This is a genomic window from Endozoicomonas sp. ALD040, assembly GCF_049275945.1.
Classification (GTDB): domain Bacteria; phylum Pseudomonadota; class Gammaproteobacteria; order Pseudomonadales; family Endozoicomonadaceae; genus Endozoicomonas_A.
The window spans coordinates 6922708-6940253 of record NZ_CP184829.1 but is presented as its reverse complement, the minus strand read 5'-3'; the positions used below and the strand labels follow the sequence as shown (position 1 = coordinate 6940253).

Genomic DNA, 17546 nt, shown 5'->3' with positions numbered 1-17546 from the left:
CTGCCTCAGAGCTGGCTGGAAAGCCTGATTGGGGAGGTGTTTCTTTTCTCATGAAGGTGAACTTTTTTGTCATCGCCCTGTCGCCATTTGTAGAAGGCACCCAGAGTGTAGGAGTAAGGAATACTCTCTGCATGGGAGAACGACCATTTCGGCACATTCTTCCTGAAGTATTTCTCCCAGCCATTCTCGAACAGCTTCATGGTGCGATCACGGCGTTCACGGAACTGCAGATAATTTTCGTGTCGCGTCCAGCCATAAATCATGTCACTTGTCTTAAAACGATTTGCATATTCTTCATCGGTTTCATTAAAGCGTTGAGGCTTGGCAATAGCTGTACGTTTTACATATTCATCTGTCGTTTCACCCACGCCTCGCCAGCGATTAATCCTGTCAAGACTACGTCCCAGAGGCCCACCCAGCCATTGAGTGAGCATCTTGTTGTCGTTCATAAAGAAGTCGAAAGTGAGACTCGACGCCAGCGCGAATCCGAAGGTTTGGGCATAGGTGAATCCGTATACCAGACCATGGGCGTATGCTCCGACAGTGGCTACCGGACCCAGTACGAGTCCGGAAGCGGCAGAGGCCAGAGTTTTCACTTTTTGCGGTGTCACAGTTTGTAGCAGCGGTACCCGAACCCCTTGTCCGGAACCCATAGAATTGACTAGTTCGGGCACCAGACGAGAAATGCCGCGATACATCTGCGGGTTGGCGTTGTACTGACGGGCAAACAACATGGAGCCGGTTCTCAGCAGAATGACGGAGGAAGCGGCTTTACCCAATGGCATGGCCAGCCCGCCCACTTCAGAAATTTTTTCAATTTCGCTGTGGTAGGCATGTTGCCCGGTTCGGTCGAGATCAACACCATGGTGTTCCAGCCAGTGCTGGAAAGGTATGAGCATTCTGTGCGGGTAATCCCCCCGGTTGGTCAGATCCAGAAGATAGAGGAACGCCATGTTTGACAGGGACAGCGCGGTAGCCTGCCCGGCGGTTTGGGTCGCCAGCAGAGGTTTGTAGCTGGAGAAGTACCAGGTGACAGCCTGTACCAGAAAGGCTGAAGGTTTGACCCAGTAATCATCGATCTGATGCTCAACCGCTGCGGTATAAACCTGCATCAATGTGCCATGGATAGCCTTGATCAGTTCTGTTTCAGAGAGTCCGGCAGCATTGACATAAGGTGTCAGGGTATCCTGAACATTGCTCAGGAAAGCTGTCGTCCTGCGGCCATTGTCAAAGGCAATATCGTCAAGAACATAGTTGGCGATGACCGCAGCTGCGTACTCTTTCATGCCGGCAACCGTCTCTTTCACACCTGCCGGACCAGTTGCATGCACAGGAGCTAAGGCAATTAGTGCGAATTCATCAATACCCTTGTCGGAAAGCATCTGGACAACGGCCTTGAAGTGAGGCAGATTGACGTCGTGTTTGTAGCCAAGGAAATGTTCAAATTCGTCCACTGTCTGATAACCATCAATTCCTCTGACGGCCTTTATGTAGTTCCAAAGTTCAATCTTGCTGATCAGTCCTTCATGCAGCAGAGTCATGATCTTGTTACCACTGGCAGAATGGCTAGCGAAGTATTTTGGGAAGGTTTCCAGGTCATCCGTTTCACGCCCGAGGAAGTGAAGCGCTGATTTGCCCATGCCGAAAATTTCTTTGTCGTATTCTCGAGCCCCGGATCCCATCTCATTTCTGGCCCTGTGCACCAGTTTCTGGACTTCTTCCAGAGGGCAGCGAGGCTCGTCTTGTGAAGCGGGATATTCCGGGAAAGTCGTCTTCAGGTCCCTGAAGATTTGTACGATCTGACTGGTCTGATCAAACGTCAGTTTGTCTTCGACCATTAACTGCAAGCGAATCGCTGCAAATGCATCGTCAAAATCGTAAGTCGGAAGGTTGAGTATTGCCTTACCGTTCATTACGGCCAATTCGGCCAGACCATTTGCGATTTGCAGGGCCTGTCGTTTGAGAGGGTGCTGCTGCATGAATGTTTGGATAGCGTGCAAAACTTCTGCCTGTGCCGACGTGTACTGGAAGGAACCATCGTCATTTTTGACCTCTTCCACTGCAGCCTTCGGGGCTCGTTCTTCAGTGGCTACCTCTGGATCAGGAATGTATCGGGGTTCAGCTCCCGGAGCGATTTGTCTGTCAAGCTCATTCTCAATGACGGCAATACGCTCCTCAACCTCAGGCTGACCCAGCAGATCAACATTTCTATCCAGCCACCGGAGTTCTGTTTCAATGGGCTTTATGATTTCATCACCAAAGTAGTACTTGGTGTTCTTAATGTCGAGTTGACGAGCAATTTTATCGTATCCCTCTCTCGCGAGATCTTCATCGTGACAATAGTGGTCGAGGTGGTATACTTCTTCCTCTAATGCCCGAATACTGGCTTTTAGAGCATTCTTCTGGTCATTCAGGCTGGCACCTTTTTCAAATTCTACTTTTAGAGGCAAAGCCAGCTCAGCAGCAGCCTCCCTGCCTCTTTTTATAGCAGCAGGGTTTTCACTCTTGTCGATGTTCAGCTCGTTCTCTAAAGCTTCAAGCATCCTTATCTGTTGTTTTAAGACACGCTCATCCGGATCCGGGGTTTCGACATTAATGTCAAGAAAATCTACAAGGTTCCAGACTCTTACTTTCTCTACTTTGCTCCAGGTCATGCGTATTTTCCAGATGAAACCTTCCACCTCACGCAGCAAGTATTTTGGGATGCAGCTACGAAGCACACTCTGAACTTCGGCAAGTCTTGTTGCTTTGTTATCCTCTCTGTTGGCTTTGATTTTTAATATTTCTTCCAGTGTTTCCACTATATGCAGAGCCTCCTCCTCTGCCACCTCTATGGCTTTTGTTGTGTATGAGTGAATTTTCTCAGAAATGGCGTTACGACGCTGATACACATTCTCCTCGCTGTTGTCCTCGCCCTTCAGGTCGTCCATCTTCAGGGTTTTTTCCACGGCTCTCAGTTTCATGAGTACTTCAGGCCTGACCCTGGGGGGGGCTGGTGTTCGATCTCTTTCAGCATCTGCGCTGGTGCTCTGTTGCTGAAGAGGTTGTTCGGCGATCTCAGTTTTTTGTTGTTTAATGTGTAGATGTTGAAGTTGATGCTCGAGATCTTGTTCTTGGGCCCAGGCACATTTCAGCCAAAGGAGCTTCCGAATGTTACCCTGGCGGGCCAGGGGTCCATCTTTTTCATCTGGAACCAGACCGAGCTGACCTTCAACGACAGCCAGTTTATCCCGAAATATCTCATCGCTCTGGCCTACCTGTTGTTGCAGATGCTTTAGAATGAACTCAGAGCGGCCACTCAGGTCGTTTTCATCGTATGGAACAATGTCGAGCTGGCTCTCAATCGCTGCCAGCGTTTCTTTATAAGGCTGTTCCCGAAACGGTTTTTTTGCCGCCACCGAATGGAGCTCAAACCATCTCTTGCTGAACAGTCTGACTTTTTCTTCCATTCGCCGGGTATCATCCCAGATATCAGTATCCAGTATTGCTGCGGCAAGGGCGTGGCGTGCTTTTGTGGTATCTGCTATGGCATCACTGAACTGTTCTTCCAGCCACGGGATTTGCTTGATATCCTGCCGAAATTCATGAACCGTGTTTTTCAACACCCGGAACAATTTACGAAGCTCTTTAAACTCAGCCGCAAATTTCTGTCTGATCAGTTCTACTTTCAGTTTATCCTCACCACTGTCAGTGGCACTTGCCATTGTAATGTCATCTGATGTTTTGACTGCTCTGGCGAATTCGGGCACGTTTGCCAGCCGTTTTTCCTGCGTATGAACCATCTCAAGCAACTGTTCGCTGATGTCATCCTTGACTTTGGAGGAAAACTTTGTTTTTTCGCCAGCACCAAAGTCATCTATCACGTCGGTGTCGTAGGGTATGAGTTTCTGAATATTCCGAATACTCTGAACAAAATTATGGTTAGTCAGAAGATTATTAAGTAAGGGTTTAAAGCTGAAGTTTTTTATCAGTTGAAACTGCAGCCAGGTGGGCGTGATGACTGATGCAGCGGCTCTGATGTGATCTGTTGTGAACTCAAATTCACAGGTTTTATCTGGAGCAGCACTGGTTAATGCCTGCAGAAGAGATTCATAGTAGCCAAGTTTCAGCAGCTTATCATCACCAAGCCTGGCATCGTGCTGTGCAGCCAGGTCAGCAGCGAACTCCTCCAGCAGCGCCATCTGCCTGCTTCTGATGATGTGCTGGTAGTCTTTGACCTTGTATGTTATCACCTTTGCAGGGAGTTCTTTAAATCGATATTCTTCCCGGATGCCAGAGTAGTGGCCTTCCACAAAAGCGATATCGGTTGGATTCTGTTTCTGACCACGGAAAACAATAATCTCTTCCGAAGCCTGTTCCACTTCCAGCTTTGGATAATCAGTAGGCACAGGATAAGCCAGTGTGTCATCTTCGACGTGTACAACGTAGCCGACGGGTCTATGGTATGACAACAGACTGGCCAGGGCTGCGTGGTGTGCTTTTTTCCCCAGAACATGAACCTGGGTGTAGGCAGAGGTGGCTGCTGCCAGAAGCACCTCATCATTGACAAAGAGCGATTGCCCCAGGCGCTGGAGATCAGGAGGTTGATCGCCTGCAGCGATAAGACGCATAAAGGTGCGCCCTTTCACTTCAACCGGGTCTACTTCAATAGTAACGAGGTCAACATAGTCATCAGTTTCACCAAGGTTTCCTGCTTTTTTATATGCAGCTTTCATTATTACGACGAATTGTTTGGTAGTGGCAATTTTCGTTGCAGGTTCTAATGGTTGGATGTCACCTGATTGGGCACGAACAGCTTCAATTGAAGCCTGATCGGTCATTCCTTCCCTGACTTCAATGACCAGCTTACTTTCTGCAAGGTTATGGATGAACCTGAAGACGCTCTCATCACCCACTTTCAGGATTTTGGTGTATTTTTGAGCAACGCCATTGTCGTCTGTTTCAAAAATATCAACACTGTAAACGCTGCCACCAATGTCGGCAATAACGTCGGTGAAGCCTTCGTGAATAACCTTGATGCCATCCCTGATCTGAACCTCAATCTGGTCAAGGTAAGTGGTTGTACAGGATTTGGGTATGGGTTGCCGGTCATGACCTGAAGTTGGCTGAACTATGACCTCAGTCTGGGTAAACCCTGTTTGTCCATTGCCCGGAATATCAATAGATCTTGTCAGCAGCCTGCGATCGGCCAGTGCCTGTGTACTCATGATGGAAGCGCTGATTGCAAAGGCCACTGCAAGGCTCAATGCATTGGGACAGGCATTTTTCATTCTACTGCCTCAGAGCTGGCTGGAAAGCCTGATTGGGGAGGCGCTTCTTTTATCATGAACGTGAGATTTTTTATCATCACCCTGTCGCCATTTGTAAAAAGCTCCCAAAGTGTAGGAGTATGGGATACTTTCTGCATGGGAAAACGACCATTTCGGCACATTTTCCCTGAAGTATTTCTCCCAGCCATTGTCAAATAGTTTCATGGTGCGATCACGGCGTTCACGGAACTGCAGATAATGTTCGTGTCGAGTCCAGCCATACATTGTGTTGTTTGCTTTAACACGGTTTGTGTAGGCTTCATCGTTTTCACTGAAACCTTGAGGTGTGGCAATCGTCGTACGTTTCAGATATTCATCTTGCGTTTCACCGGCACCAATCCAGCGATTCATCTTGTCAAGACTGCGACCCAGAGGTCCACCCAGCCATTGAGTGAGCAGCTTGTTGTCGTTCATCAAGAAGTCGAAAGTGAGACCCGACGCCAGAGCGAATCCGAAGCTTTGGGCATAAGTAAATCCGGATATAAGGCCGTGGGCGTACGCTCCGAACGTGGCTACCGGTCCCAGCACCAGACCGGCTGTGGCCGAGGCCAGCGTTTTCACTTTTTGTGGTGTCGCCCGGTGCAGCAGCGGTACCTGAACCCCTTGCCCGGAACCCATGGATTTCACTATTTCGGGCACCAGACGGGAAATGCTGCGATACATCTGCGGGTTGGCGTTGTACTGTCTGGCAAACAGCATGGAGCCGGTTCTCAGCAGAATGACAGAGGAAGCGGCTTTACCTAATGGCATGGCCAGCCCGCCCACTTCAGAAACTTTTTCAATTCCGCTGTGGTAGGCATATTGCCCGGTTCGGTCAGGATCAACACCGTAGCCTTCCAACCAGTGCTGGAAAGGTGTGAGCATCCGGTGCAGGTAATCACCCCGGTTGGTCAGATCCAGAAGATAGAGGAACGACATGTTCAAGAGAGACTGCTCGGCGGCCTGCAGTGAAGTGTGGGTCACCAGCAGAGGTTTGTAGCTGGAGTAATACCAGGTGACGGCCTGTACGAGAAAGGCTGAAGGTTTGCCCCAGTATTCATTGAACTGATACTCAACCACTGCAGCATGCGCCTGCATCAAAGTGCCATGGACAGCCTTGAGCAGTTCTGATTCAGAGAGTCCGGCAGCATTGGCATAAGGTGTCAGGGTCTCCTGAGCATTGGCCAGGAAGGCTGCCGTCCTGTGGCCATTGTCAAAGGCAATATCGTCAAGAACATAGTTGGCGATGACCGCTGCTGCGTACTCCTTCATGCCGGCAAGCGACTCTTTCATAGCTGCCGGGTCGGTCGCAGTCACGGTCACAGGAGTAAAGGCACTCTGCATGAATTCCTCAGCTCCCTTGTCGGACAGCATCCGGACAGCACTCTTGAAGTGAGGCACATTGACACCCTGTTTGTAGCCAAGAAAGTGCTCAAATTCATCCACTGTTTGATAACCGTCGACACCTCTGACGGCCTTCATGTAGTTCCCAAGTTCAGCCTTGCTGATCAGTCCTTCACGCAGCAAAGCGATGATCTTGTTGCCACTGGCAGAATGGCTGGCGAAGTATTCCGGGAAGCTTTTCAGAACGCCTCGCAGATGCTCGACAAAGTCAATGCCTGCTGAGCCCATGCTGCGAATTCTGTTGTCGTATTCTTTTGCCCCTCTTCCTATCCCGTGACTGGCCCAGCAAGTCAGCCGCAGGACTTTATAAGTGACACTCAGAGGCAGATGATTTTCCGGAGGCTCGAAAGGAGGTTCAGGAAAGGTCGTTTTCAGATTTTTGAAAACTTCCACAACCCAACTGGCCTGTGCAAACGTCAGCTTGTCCCCGACCATTGCTCGCAAGCCAATGGGGGCAAATTCGTCGTCAAAATCGATAATTGGAAAGTAGGGTATTTCCTTACCGTTTTCTAATGCTAATTCTGCCAGGCCATTTGCGACTTGCAGAGCCAGTTGTTTGAGAGGGTGCTGTTGCGCGAATATGTGAAGATCGTTGAGAGTTTCTGCCTGTATCGGCGTGTACTGGAAGGGACCGCCATCATCTTCGACGGCTTTTTCGGCAGCCTTCAGGGCTGTTTTCATTTTCTTAATGTCTGCTTTACTGCCTTCATCCTGAGCCTCAGGACTGACCTGTTCCTTAGCCGCCAACAGTTCACTTTCAGCTTCTTTTATTTTTCGCCTGGCTATGGCTACCTCACGGTCAAGAGCGTATCGGGGCTTAGGTTTCGGGAGCAGAGCCATGTGCCTGTCAAGCTCATTTTCAATAGCTGTGATACGCTCATTAACGGTAGAGCTGCCCGCCTTGAAAACTTCTTCATCCAGCTGCAGGAGTTTTGCTTCAATCAAACTGTTCTGGTCGCGGATAGTGGCATCTTCTTTGTAATCCTTAATAGCGAGCTGACAGGCCATTTCATTGTTCCTGGCTCTTTTGATACTTTCATCCTGATAGACTTCGTTGAGTTCATCAATTAATCCCCAAATTTTGCCTGTCAGGGCATCCTTCTGTTCAAGCAGGAAGGCATCTTCTTCAAATGCCACATCCAGATCACTGGCCAGTCTGGCAGTGAAGGCCTTGCCCCTTTTGTTGGCAGCATGGCTTTCACAACGGAAGAAGATATTCAGCTCATGCTCTATGGCTGCAAGCAGTTTTTTCTGTTGTTCATTGCTATGTATATCCAGATACCAATCTTCAACTTTATAGGCCAGACTCGCACCGAGCTTCCTGAGTTTGAGAGCCCTCTCGTCCAGCACTGCGCTGTCTTGTTTCCAGAGGGTTTGATCTATCAGATCCAGAGTCTCCTCTGAGGGATCACCGCCCTCAAGTATGCTATGAACCAGTGCCACTCTTGCTGCTCTGCCGTGCCCTTCATTCAATGTGAGGGTCAGTATTGATTCTACAGCTTCCAGCAGCTGGATCTGTTGCTCTGTGGCTAGCTTATTCGGAGCCGGGGCTTCGATTTTATAATGAAGATGTGCAAGGACTCTTCTGAGTTTGATATCCCTCTCGTCACGAGCTTTGCCATTGTACGTCCAAAGGCTAATGTCTATATCATTCAGAATGTCATCTGAGTGATTTTCGGTGTCAAGTTTCCTGAAAACCCTGATGAATCTTGCCATTTTGTCATCGTCTTTGTTGACGTTGAGGTTGAGTGTTTGTTCTGCGAATTCCAGTAGATCCAGGGCTTCTTTCTCTGCCTGATATCTGGCTTTTCTGATAAGTCTGTCCATGTCTTGAGAAATATCACTGCGACGGAGATAGATATCGAACTCTTTTTTATTACAGGGGAAAGCTATCTCTAATTCCAGAGCTTCTTCCACGTCACTCACTGTCTTCAGGACCAGGGCTTCACGCATGGCTTTGGGATGGCCTGTTCCTGCTTGGGCAGCCGCTGTGCCGATTTCATGAATTTTCTGTCTAATGAGTCTGAATTGTTCTTCTGTTGGCTGGTCATCATCCCGGTTATCAATACCAAGATCTTCTGCCAGTTGAGCGTTGTAAGCTTTTCTGGCGTTTTCTCCGGCATCAATAACTTCTTGCTCCAGCTCTGAAATTCGTGCAAGTTCCCGCTGAAGTTTCTGTGACTGGTCTTGCAGTGTTTTCGTCATTGTACGCATCTGGGCAATCTCATCCTCAAACCGTTGTTTGAGTTGAAGGCTATCGGTATAAGCTCTCTCGACTTTGAGCTTTAACTGGTCTCGAACCTCAATGAGTTTGCCTTCTGTTGCCAGATTGAGCTTTAACTGGTCTCGAACCTCAATGAGTTTGCCTTCTGTTGCCAGATGCTTTTCCAGCAGGAGTTCCCTTTCAACCAACTGCCCGGCCATGTCGCTCAGAATTTTGGCCATAAACGGGTCATCGTGAAACATTTTGGTCAGTGGTTCAGCGAGATTGGGTACAAGATTCAGCATACCCTGAACATAAAGCTGTTTAGTCAGAAAATGTCTCAGTACGGGTTTGAAACTGAAGTGTTTTGCCAGCTGAATCTGCTGCCAGGTTGGCGTGATGGCGTACGAAGCGATTCTGATGTGTTCCAGTGTGAGTTCAAAGGTATCGCTTCCATACATTTCATCAGGAGTAGCACTGGCCAATGCCTGCATGAGATATTCATAGTATGAAAGCGCATGCATCTCCCGTCTATCTTTGTCTGCCAGTATCGTTGATGGGTATTTGCTGGTGCCAGGGTACCTCACAATAAGCCCCTCCAGCACTGTCATCTGTTTGCTTCGAAGGACGTACTGGTAGCTTTTGACTTTATGTTTCATAACCTTTGTTGTTGCTGCCGCTGCCGCCGCCGGCGTGGGGTTATTAAGCTCAGCTTTTTTCCAGAGGTTATGGAGGCTTTCTACAAAAACGACATCTTGCGGATCCTGCATCTGACCATGAAAAACAATAACCTCTCCAGGAGTTTCTTTAACTTCCAGCCTTGAATAACCCGGAGGCACATGAAAAATCTGTTTGTCATCCTCGACGTGGACAACAAACCCGACGGGTTTGCTGAGTGCCAAGAGTTCATTAAGCGCCTGCTGTTGTAACTCCTCTCCCAGGACATGAACCCGGATATAGGCAGAGGTGGCTGCTGCCAGGAGAACATCATCATTGACAAAGACTGTTTGACCCAGACGTTGCAAGTCAGGGGGCTGGTCGCCTGCAGCGATAAGACGCATGAAGGTACGTCCTTCCACTGCAACTTTTTCTACTTCAACGGTGGCAAGGGGAACATAGTGATCACTTTCGCCGAGCTGTCCTTTCAGGGTATCGACACTGTTCAGCACCTCAGCCAGTTCTCTGGAGCTGGCGATTTTCGTCAGCGGTTCTAATGACAGGCTGCAAGATGATTGACTGCGAACCACCTCAATGGAATCCTGATCGGTCATTCTGCCTCTGACTTCAATGACCAGGTTCTCTTCTTTAAGGTTGTGGGTGAACCTGAAGAGTCCCTCATCACCCACTTTCAGGACTTTGGTGTATTTTCGGGCAACGCCATTTTTGCCTGTTTCAAACACATCAACAATGGAAACGTCACCATCGGCATCAGCAAGAGCTTCCGAAAAGCCTACAGAATTAAAGTGATGGCTCAATCTGTCACGAGGCTGAGCAGGGTAGGTGGTCGTGAAGGATTTGGGTATGGGTTGCTGATCATTCCCTAATGTTGGCTGGACGTTGACCTCACTCAGGGTAATCTCCACATGTCCATTGCCCGGAATATCGGCAGCTTTTATCTGCAACTTGCGATCGGCTAGTGCCTGAGCACCAATAAGGGTAGAGCTGATTGCAACAGCCACTGCGAGGCTTAATGCATTGGGACGGGCATTTGTCATTCTACTGCCTCAGAGCTGGGTAGAAAGCCTGATTAAGGGGTTTTCTCTTATAAGTACCTAACCAGTTGGTTTCGCATATTCTGGACGGCGGCTTTTTCCATCCTTCTGCGTTCCAACTCTGGTTGCGTAGCTATGACTACGCGCCCGCCGTTGCGCCTTGAAGGATGAAAAAATCCACTCGCCAGAATATGCGAAACCAACTGGCCAGGTACTTAGTGACTCTTAACTTTTCCATTGTCGCTCATTTGTTATTTGTAGAAGGCTCCCAGAGTGTAGGAGTAAGGAATGCTTTCTGCATGGGAAAACGACCATTTCGGCACATTTTCCCTGAAGTATTTCTCCCAGCTATTCTCAAATAGTTTCATGGTGCGATCACGACGTTCACGAAACTGCAGATAATGTTCGTGTCGAGTCCAGCCATAGATTGTGTTGTTTGCCTTAACACGGCTTGAGTAGTCTTCATCGTTTTCACTGAAACCTTGAGGTGTGGCAATAGTCGTACGTTTTAGATATTCATCTTGCTTTTCACCCGCACCAATCCAGCGATTCATCTTGTCAAGATTACGACCCAGAGGCCCACCCAGCCATTGAGTGAGCAGCTTGTTGTCGTTCATGAAGAAGTCGAAAGTGAGACCCGATGCCAGAGCGAATCCGAAGCTTTGGGCATAGGTAAACCCAGATATAAGGCCATGGGCGTATGCTCCGGCGGTGGCTACCGGACCCAGCACCAGACCGGCTGTGGCCGAGGCCAGCGTTTTCACTTTTTGTGGTGTCGCCCGGTGCAGCAGCGGTACCTGAATCCCTTGCCCGGAACCCATGGATTTCACCATTTCGGGCAGCAGACGGGAAATGCTGCGATACATCTGAGGATTGGCGTTGTACTGTCTGGCAAACAACATGCAGCCGGTTCTCAGCAGAATGACGGAGGAAGCGGCTTTACCCAATGGCATGGCCAGCCCGCCCACTTCAGAAACTTTTTCAATTCCCCTGTGGTAGGCATATTGCCGGGTTCGGTCAGGATCAGGACCAAAGCGTTCCAGCCAGTGCTGGAAAGGTGTGAGCATTCTGTGTAGATAATCACCCCTGTTGGTCAGATCCAGGAGATAGAGAAATGACATGTTGGTGAGGGAAAGCCCGGCAGCCTGTGCGGCGGTATGGGTCGTCAGCAGAGGTTTGTAACTGGAGAAGTACCAAGTGACAGCCTGTGCCAGAAAGGCTGAAGGCTTGACCCAGTATGCATTGAGCTGATACTCAACCACTGCAGCATGAGCCTGCATCAATGTGCCATGGATAGCCCTGATCAGTTCTGATTCAGAGAGTCCGGCAGCGACGGTATAAGGTGTCAGGGTATCCTGAACATTGGTCAGAAAGGCTGCCGTCCTGTGGCCATTGTCAAAGGCAATATCGTCAAGAACGAAGTTGGCAATGACCGCAGCTCCATACTCTTTCATGCCGACAATGGACTCCTTCATAGCTGTCGGGCCAGTTGCAGTCACGGACACTGGTGCAAAGGCACTCTGGAAGAATTCCTCAACACCCTTGTCAGACAGCATCCTTACAACAGCTTTGAAATGAGGCACATTGACGCCGTGTTTGTAGCCAAGGAAATGTTCAAATTGATCTACTGTCTGATAACCGTCGACATCTCTGAAGACTTTTATGTAATTCTCAAGTTCAATCTTGCTGACCAGATCTTCACGCAGCAAAGCGATGATCTTGTTACCACTGGCAGAACGGCTAGCGAAGTATTCCGGGAAGCTTTTCAGGTCCCTCGATTCAAGCTCGACGAAGTGCATGGCTGTTTTGCCCATGCTGAGAATTTCGTCGTCGTATTGAAGTGCCCCTTTTTTCATCTCATTCCTGGCCTTGTGCACAAGCCTGAGGATTTTTTTCAGGTTGCTCCGAGGCAGACCTTCTGGAGGCTCGAAAGGGGGTTCCGGGAAGGTCTTTCTGAGTCTCTTGAAAACCTCCACAACCGGACTGGCCTGTTTAAACGTCAGTGTGTCTCCGACCATTGCCTGCATGCGAATCGATGCAAATTCATCGTCAAAATCCAAACCCGGAAGGCAGGAGATTGTGTTACCGCTTTCTACTGCCAATTCTGCCAGACCCAGCGTGACTTCCAGAGCTTGTTTTTTGAGAGAGTGCTGCTGAACGAAGGCGACCATCTCTTCCCTGACTATTGCCTGTCTCGGTGTGTACTGGAAGGGACCTCCGTCATTTTTTACAGCTTGCTCTGCAGCATCCAGGACCAGCTTTATCCTCTCAATGCCTGCTTCCCTGGTTTCAATTTCACCTTCCAGTCGGGTCCGCTCCTGAAGCAGTTGCTGGATCTTGCCGCCATTACCATCATCCCCGCCGAGGCTGGTCTGACACTCTTCCATTACCTCATTGAGAGCCGTGCCCTGTTCATCCGGGCTATGTTGGAGGTCAGCGCGTCTTTCCGTAAACAACAAGTGTTGGCCTTGAAGCCTATTCAGTTTGCGATGAAAACCTGTCAGCTCACTTTCAGCTTCTGCCAATGCTTGTCTGGCCCTGGCCAGCTCACGATCAAGAACGTATCGGGGTTTAGGTCCCAGGCGTGCCAGTAGCTTGTCCAGCTCATTCTCAATGACTGCAATATGCTCACTAACGTCAGGCTGATCCGTATTGAAAACTTCTTCATCAGCAGTAGAGCTTTCGCTCATGCCAATGTTCAGCTTGTGCCTTACAAATTTTAGCACCGCTTTTTGTTGTTCTATGGCTCGCTCATCTACATCTTCGACGTAAAAAGTTAGACGCTCCTGAAGCCTCTCAAGTTTTAATTCCCTACTTTCGTACGTAGGTGAGATATCATGTTTCCAGAGGCAATAGTCTATATCATGCAGCATTTTTTCGGTGACATCATCGCCCTCAAGTTTGCTACGAACCCTGTCAAGTCTTTCTGCGTTGCCATCACCTTCATTGACCTTGATCTTGATTATTTCTTCTACGGTTTGCAACATATGCAGCGCTTCTTCCTCTTCATTCAGCCTCACTTCTGTGATGTATATTTGAATTCTTTCAGAAGTTGCGTGACGAAGGTAATACACGTCGTCCTCTCTATAAATATCGTCCATCCTCTTACAGCGGTAGTGTTTTTGCATCTTGTGATAGAGGTAGAGGTTAAACATCTTCAGGGCTTTTTCCACGGCAGCCAGTCTTTGAAGCACCACAGGCATGGCTTTGGGGTGGCCGGGTGTTCTGATGTCTTCCAGTAATTCTTTCAAATCTGCAAGACGGTCGTTTTGCTGAACGTCAGTGTCTGCTTTCCTGTCTTCAATCTCACCTTCCAGACGGTACTTTTCCTGAATCAGTGGCTGGACCTTGCCGCCAGTATCATCATGACTGCCCATTTGTAACTGTCTGTTTCTCAGGGCATCAACCCGTTGTTCATCAGTGTCGGTGGGTTCTGGCTTCAGATCCGCAGCTTTTTTTGGTCCCAGGGGTGCCATTTGCCTGTCAAGCTCATCCTCGATGGCTTGGATACGCCCACTAACATCAAGCTGGCCTGCTTTGTAAATCTCAGAACCGACCCGTATGAGTTTATCTATAAGTAGACGGACCTGTTCGTCAACAGTGGCATCATTCTGATAGCCCTCAATTTTGAATCGACGGGCTATTTCATTGTTTATTTCTCTTTTGATACTTTCATCTTCATAGGTTCCGCGTACTACAGCCAATAATTCCCAGGCTACGGTTTTCAGAATTTGCTGCTTCTCAGACAGGCTGATATCTTTTTCAAACTCTACCTGCAGATCATTGGCCAGTTCAGTAGTAAAAGCTTTGCTTTTTTCTATAGCGGCAAGGCTTCTACGAGGGTCGATCTCCAGCTCCCATTCTACGTTCGCAAGATAAGATGACTGTAATTCCTTGACTCGCTCTTCCGATACCTCAACCAGAGACCTGAGGCGCGGATGGATCGATTTGAGTCTGAAATCCCTTCCTCTCTGGTCATCCCGGGTTGTGCCGTAATCCCCCCAGAGGATCTTCTCCATCTCATCCAGGTCGTAAGCTGAGATATCATCGCCATCAAGTCTTTTATGAATCCTCTCAAGTCTTGCTGCTTTGCCATCACCTTCATTGCTGTCGATGTTGAATAATTTTTCTGAGGCTTCCAGTACCATCAGCGCGTTTTCCTCCAGGCGTTCTCTGGCTGCTATGATGTATTTCTGAATGCCTTCGGAGATGATCTGGCGATGAAGACAAACGTCGTCCTCCTCATTGAGGCGGTCGTCCTCAAGGACTCTTTCCACTTTTTTCAGTAAGCTGAGTATTTCTGGCCTGGTTTTGGGAGCCAGTGTTCGATCCATTATTTTTTTCAGCCTTGTAAGCTCGTAAAGCGTCATATTTATTGCCAGTTCCATGGCGTCGAGCTCTTCAGCTGTGGTGTTATCATTCAGCTCAACACCAAGAGTAGCTACCAGAACATCTTCATCGCCAGAGTTATAGATGTTGCGATGATCGCTGCTTCTCTGAACTCTCTGAGGCGGCTGTTCCTGCTGAGCATTCATTGTCTCAAGTTGTTGACGCAGACGTGCTTTTTCATCATTCATCGTCTTGATTTTTTGAATCAGGCTTTCATGTTGAACGAAAACATCCGCATCCTTGTCAAAATCCTGAATGTGTAAACGTGCGGCAATGATCCCATGCTGGGATTTGATTTCAGCTTCTTTTGTAGTATCTGTTCTGAAGCTTCGTTGCTGAAAATTTTGTTGGGCGACCTGAGCTTCTTCTTCCGCAGGGTGTTGTTGAATGGCTTGGTCAGGGGCTTCCAGATCAGCTTCGTTGACGGGGTCCTGACTGATCTGTTCAGCTCTGTGCTGGTCCAACACAGCGGATGATTCTGCTTTTTCTTGCAGATGCTTTTGAATGGACTTAAAGCGGTCAAACAGATCGTTTTCATTGACCGGAGTAATACCGAGCTGGTCTTCAATGGTGGTCAGTTTTGCTTTTACGACGTCTATATTTGACTCTTCTCTTGTCCCGGATGACGTTACCACTGCCTGCAGCAGTTCATAAAATTCTTTTACGTTGACTCTGGCTTTTTCTCCTTCTGTTTTGGCAACATCAACCTCTTGTTTCAGCCATATAACTTGACTGACTTCACGCCGAATTATCTGATTCTGATTTTCCAGATGTTTCAGCCGTATTCTGAGCAGTTCAAGCCTGTCGTCAAAACGGTGCTTTTCTCTCAGCTTTTCCTGACCATTATGAACAGCAATAGCCATTGTTTCTTTGACTTGTTCATTTGCGCGAAGTAATTTTTCATTTAGCTCGCCGAGTTTAGCCTCTTTTGCCCGCAGCTTCGCCAGATTGTTGTAAAACTCAAGCAGCTGTCTGGTCATCATATCGCTCATGACTTTGGAAGCAAACTTTTCGTTTCCCTCAGAAGTATCGATCTGCGCCTGGTTGATATTGCTGATAGTGGGTATCACATTATGAATGTTCTGCATAAATTGCGCGTTAATCAGAAGGTTCCTGAATACGGGTTGGAAACCGAAGTTTTTTACCAGTTGATTATGCATCCAGGTCGGCGTGATGACTGACGAAACGATTCTGATGTGTTTCAGGGTGAACTCAACTTCGTCTGTTCCATGTGCTCTATTTGTAATGACAGTGTTCAATGCCTGTTGCAGAGATTCATAATATAAAAGCGCAAACGTCGACATTTTATCTTCAATTGAAATGGTCGTCGGTTGATCCGTGTTAACGCCGGAATCGAGCCGCGCAATAAACTTCTCCAGCAGTTCCATCTGCCTGCTTCGAATGATGTACAGGTAGCTTTTGAAATTATCTTTTTTAACTTGTGTTGTTAATGCCGGGGCGGGGCTCTTAATTTCTAACCAGCGTTTATGGAGGCTCTCTACAAAAGCAATATCATGGGGATTCTGCACCTGACCATAGAAAACAATAATCTCTCCCGGAGCTTCCTTTACTTTCAGCATTGGATAACCCGCAGGCACAGGATAAACCTGTTTGTTATCCTCGACATTGACAACATATCCGACGGGTTTGCTGTATGCCAATAGCTCATTAAGAGCCTGCTGTTGTACATCTTGTCCCAGGATATGAACCTGAATATAGGCAGAGGTGGCTGCTGCCAGGAGAGCCTCATCATTGACAAAGAGTGATTGACCCAGACGTTGCAGTTCAGGGGGCTGTTCGCTTGAAGCGATAAGGCTCATGAAGGTACGTCCATTCACTTCAACTTTTTCTATTTCAATGGTGGCAAGGGCTACATAGTGATCACTTGTTCCGAGGTTTCCTGCTCTGTTACTGGCAGCTTTCAGTACTCCAGCCAGTTGTCGGGGGCTGGCGACTTTCGTTAACGGTTCCAGTGATTGAATGCCAACTAATTGATCACGAACAGCCGCAACTGAATCCTGATCGGTCATTCCGCCTCTGATTTCAATGACCAGTTCCTTTTCTTCAAGGTTATGAGTGAACCTGAAAACACCCTCATCTGCCACCTTCAGGACTTTGGTGTATTTCACAGCAACGTCCTTCTCACCTGTTTCAAACAGCTCAACACTGGAAACGCCACCATCAACACCAGCAAGAGAGTTAGTAAAGCCCCTGGTATGAGCGAAAGAACTCATTTTGACTGTCTGATCAGGGTAGGTGGTTGTAAAGGAATTGGGTACTGGCTGCTGGTCATCGCCTAACGTTGGCTGAACTATGACTTCACTCTGGGTAAATTCCACTTGTCCACTGCAACGAATATCGATAGATTTTGTCTGCAGTTTGCGATCTGTCACAGCCTGTGTGCCAAGGATGGAAGAGCAGATTGCAACGGCCACCGCAAGGCGTAATGCATTCGGGCGAGCATTTGTCATTCTACTACCTCAGAGCTGAGTACTTTTATGACTATGAAAAGCGATGGCCACACCCGGCGGGAAGCAGCTTTTAATTACT

At 48.3% G+C, this 17546-nt stretch carries 3 protein-coding genes; all 3 read right to left on the bottom strand.

Features of this window, described 5'->3' with window-relative positions; translation table 11 throughout:
* Positions 1-5: 5 nt before the first annotated feature.
* The 3 genes from ACOJUN_RS25390 to ACOJUN_RS25380 all read right to left on the bottom strand — a co-directional run bounded on the left by ACOJUN_RS25390 (position 6) and on the right by ACOJUN_RS25380 (position 17467).
* The gene (locus ACOJUN_RS25390; RefSeq protein WP_422134616.1) at positions 6-5270 is read right to left on the bottom strand and encodes a hypothetical protein; all 5265 of its coding nucleotides are present in this window, start codon (positions 5268-5270) and stop codon (positions 6-8) included.
* A gap of 9 nt (positions 5271-5279) precedes the next feature.
* On the bottom strand, positions 5280-10610 hold the full coding sequence (locus tag ACOJUN_RS25385; RefSeq protein WP_422134615.1) for a hypothetical protein: 5331 nt from the start codon (positions 10608-10610) through the stop codon (positions 5280-5282).
* Between the two features lie 248 nt (positions 10611-10858).
* The gene (locus ACOJUN_RS25380; RefSeq protein ID WP_422134614.1) at positions 10859-17467 is read right to left on the bottom strand and encodes a hypothetical protein; all 6609 of its coding nucleotides are present in this window, start codon (positions 17465-17467) and stop codon (positions 10859-10861) included.
* Positions 17468-17546: the final 79 nt, after the last annotated feature.

What these genes read in the sequence shown, in the direction of transcription:
- ACOJUN_RS25390 (WP_422134616.1), bottom strand. Translation starts at nt 5,270, where the DNA reads ATGAAAAATGCCTGTCCCAATGCATTGAGCCTTGCAGTGGCCTTTGCA.
- ACOJUN_RS25385 (WP_422134615.1), bottom strand. Translation starts at nt 10,610, where the DNA reads ATGACAAATGCCCGTCCCAATGCATTAAGCCTCGCAGTGGCTGTTGCA.
- ACOJUN_RS25380 (WP_422134614.1), bottom strand. Translation starts at nt 17,467, where the DNA reads ATGACAAATGCTCGCCCGAATGCATTACGCCTTGCGGTGGCCGTTGCA.